The organism is Trichlorobacter sp., assembly GCF_030247655.1.
Lineage (GTDB): Bacteria > Desulfobacterota > Desulfuromonadia > Geobacterales > Pseudopelobacteraceae > Trichlorobacter.
On the sequence record NZ_JAOTRZ010000289.1, the window covers coordinates 1 to 3,048 of the forward strand.

A 3,048-nucleotide genomic window follows, 5' to 3' on the forward strand; every position below is an offset into this window, starting at 1 on the left:
TGGCTGCAATGGGCTTGCCGGTCATCGTGCCGATGGCCTTAGCCTGGTCTGAGGTCAGATGGAAAGTCTTTCCGGTAAATCTGCTGCCGTTTTCATTTCCAAAGTCCAACCCATCGGAGAAGTAGGAAACCGTGTTGTACTCCTTGAGCAGAGCGATGGTATAATCCCAATCAGCAATATCCGCTATACTAAGCGAATAAATCTGATTTGCAACATTAAAGTACAACTTCCCGTCGTACACACCGGAGGTGTGGGCAAGATCGGGGTAGATCTCCATAAATTCTGCATCATATGCGACAATGTCTGCATATTCCGCCAGCAACGGCACTTCGGTTTTGTCGTTGATATAGTTGCCATCCTCCCCAAGGATCGGGGTCGTCTTATCACTGTCCAGCCGAGGTTGTCCCAGAGTGCCAAACCCATAGTGGAAAATGGTCTCCGTATAAGGATCCACAAATACATCCCGCTCTGCCGTCATCGGTTCGCCGCCATTCATGGAGAACTCAATCTCCACTTGACGCGCCCAGTTGCTTTCGTTTGCGCTGTCCTGTGTGGCATTGACCGGAGCAGTCATTTTGCGCCGAACCAATCGGTCCGCAAATGAAGGGTCATCGTTGTTAAATATCTCTCCCAAATTCACATCAATGTCATAGTTGCCGCCCTGCCCGTTGTCGAAATCGTTGCCCGACATCGCAGCGTAGGAATTCAGCCCGCCTGCCACATAGTAATAATACGTGCCGTCGCAGTGAATCTCCCCCATTGCGGCAGTGAACCACGATTTCTCGTACTGCGTGTCATCATAAGCTGTTTCGCTACATTCAATTGATGAATCCAAATAGGCGTTAGTTGCATCGTCCGCATCCTGCGCCGCCTCAGGATAGTCCGAGTGATACCAGATTACATGCTCATTACCTGCATCATCCAGGTCGGTTTCGTAGAGCGGGGACATGTTCTTGTACTGTACTTGGCCTTGATCGTCGAGATCGAGACGTCGCTGGAAAGTCACGCCGTCATAGGCAGAGTCAATATAGTCGATGTTGCCGTCAAACATGTTCAGTGCGCTGGTGGGGGCAAACAGGAAATAGTCATGGGAGATGTTTCCGTCTGTCTCCACGCGGTACTGCGTCATAACTTCGCAATAGATATCGTCATAACAGGCATCGATATAATACCACTCGTCCCCCAACTTCACTGCATTGAAGTAGTGGGTCTCGTTGAACCTTCCCTGGCCAAAGCCGGAGTCGGGGCCGGCAACGCTGGTTTCGGCAATATCGGCCCACCAGCGCACCATTACGATGTCGTGTTCGTCTATGTCAAGTCCCATTACCTCTTGCAGCAGCAGCAGATAATAGGTGGCGGCATAACCAAGGCAAATGGCGCCCTCTATGCCAAGTGGTTCGTACAAAAGCGTGCCGAAAGCGGTCATCTGAGAAGGGTCGGAGCCCCCGGAGGTGCCGTCCTTCATGGCAGTGATGATGCCTATGTCAAACTCCGCATTGTTGGCCAGCCAGTCATGAATCGCCAGCATTTTCTGTTCCGTTGTCATGTTCTCATTGATCTGTTGTGCGCAGTCGTAAATTTTCGCGTCCAAAAGAGGCCCGAGCTGCTGCTCATAGGCCATGAATGCCTGCGTCAGCATCGAGATCAGAAAATCAAGGCCGATCTCGGTCTGCATGTCCAATTCGCCGTTTTGATCGGCGTCATAGGCACCGAAGGGAACAAAGGTGTCTGGCTGCATATTTGCTAGAGTTTTGAGTGCACCCAGAATTGGTGTGCCGCCGGAGCTGGTATCCTTGGATGTCCAGAAATTGGCGGCCGATCCGAAATGCTGCGGAAACGCACCGTTAAAATCGCACAGCTCGGCATAGTACTGATAAACGGCCAGCTCCGTTGCATTGATGGTCTCCTTATAGACATCGGCAAGCGTTTCGTCATAAGAAGGATAGTTCTCCGGATCCGTAAAAGAAGCCGTCAGAACATGGCTGAAAATGCACGGTCCCAACGCATTAAGCTGATCTATCAATTGCAGGGCTTTTTCGTTGGGGACGCCTCCGTTGTTCTCGAGCTCCGTATTTAGTTCTGCCTGAAGGCCTCCTAAATAGGCGTTATCCACAAAAAGATCTTCCACCTTCAGGCCGTTTGGATAGGTAATGGTGGTTATATTTCCCTCTGTAGATACTGTCCCCTCAGAGGCATCGAGTATGATTGGCTCCGTGTCGTCGGGCTGCAGAGGGGTAAGCGTAGTGCTCTCTAAGTAGAACTCAATCTTGGTCAGGAAGTACCCCTCGTCCTTAGCCGCAGTCTGAATTGCGCCATCACGAAACACAAGGCCAACCTGATTCGTCGGATCACCCACATAGCGGTAACTCCAGTTGAATTCTGCCGTCCACCCAGACGCGGCATTTACCTCGGTTTCCGTCACGGTCACTGCGGCCGTTTCGGTTCCGCCTTTGTCGTCGCTGACGGTGTCGTGCACGGTTCCAAGATCTCCATTTTCACCAGAATTCAACGCCTTTGGCTCTCCCTTGCTGACTGAGGAAAACTCATCCAAACCAGACTTGAAAGAGCTGCGCATTTCGAATTCGATGCCGATGGCAATACCATTATCATCGGTTTTAATCTCCACTATGTCGACCGCGCTGTCCAGCGCAAATTCCTTTAGGGTCATGTTCAGAACTTTTTCGATCGTTACTGCATCCAACCCAAACCTGGCTGTGTCAATCCGCCCGTCCTCATAGTTTGAAAACAAATCAAACAGGATAGAGGTTTTGACCGCTCCAAGCGAAAGACCACTAATCTGATTCACTTTTAGCCCCAAAGCCTTGTCTGTCTTTGGCTTATAAACCTTGCCTTTGGCAGACAGCTCCGAAATGGTCTTTTGAATCAACTCTTTGGTTGCGCTGTTATACTGGATGTATTGTGTACTTTTTTCTGGCGCCAGACCTGTCGCAAAAACAGGAAGCGTGAGACCAAAAATCATGGAAAACAACAGCATTACCGATACAAAATAACGAAACATAGATTTTTTAAAATTCATATCAATTAAGC

The 3,048-nt window shown here is 49.9% G+C and carries 1 protein-coding gene; it reads right to left on the reverse strand.

The window, feature by feature from the left end; translation table 11 throughout:
• On the reverse strand, nucleotides 1–3,048 hold a 3,048-nt coding region (locus OEL57_RS15765), incomplete at both ends, for a hypothetical protein (RefSeq protein ID WP_300741787.1).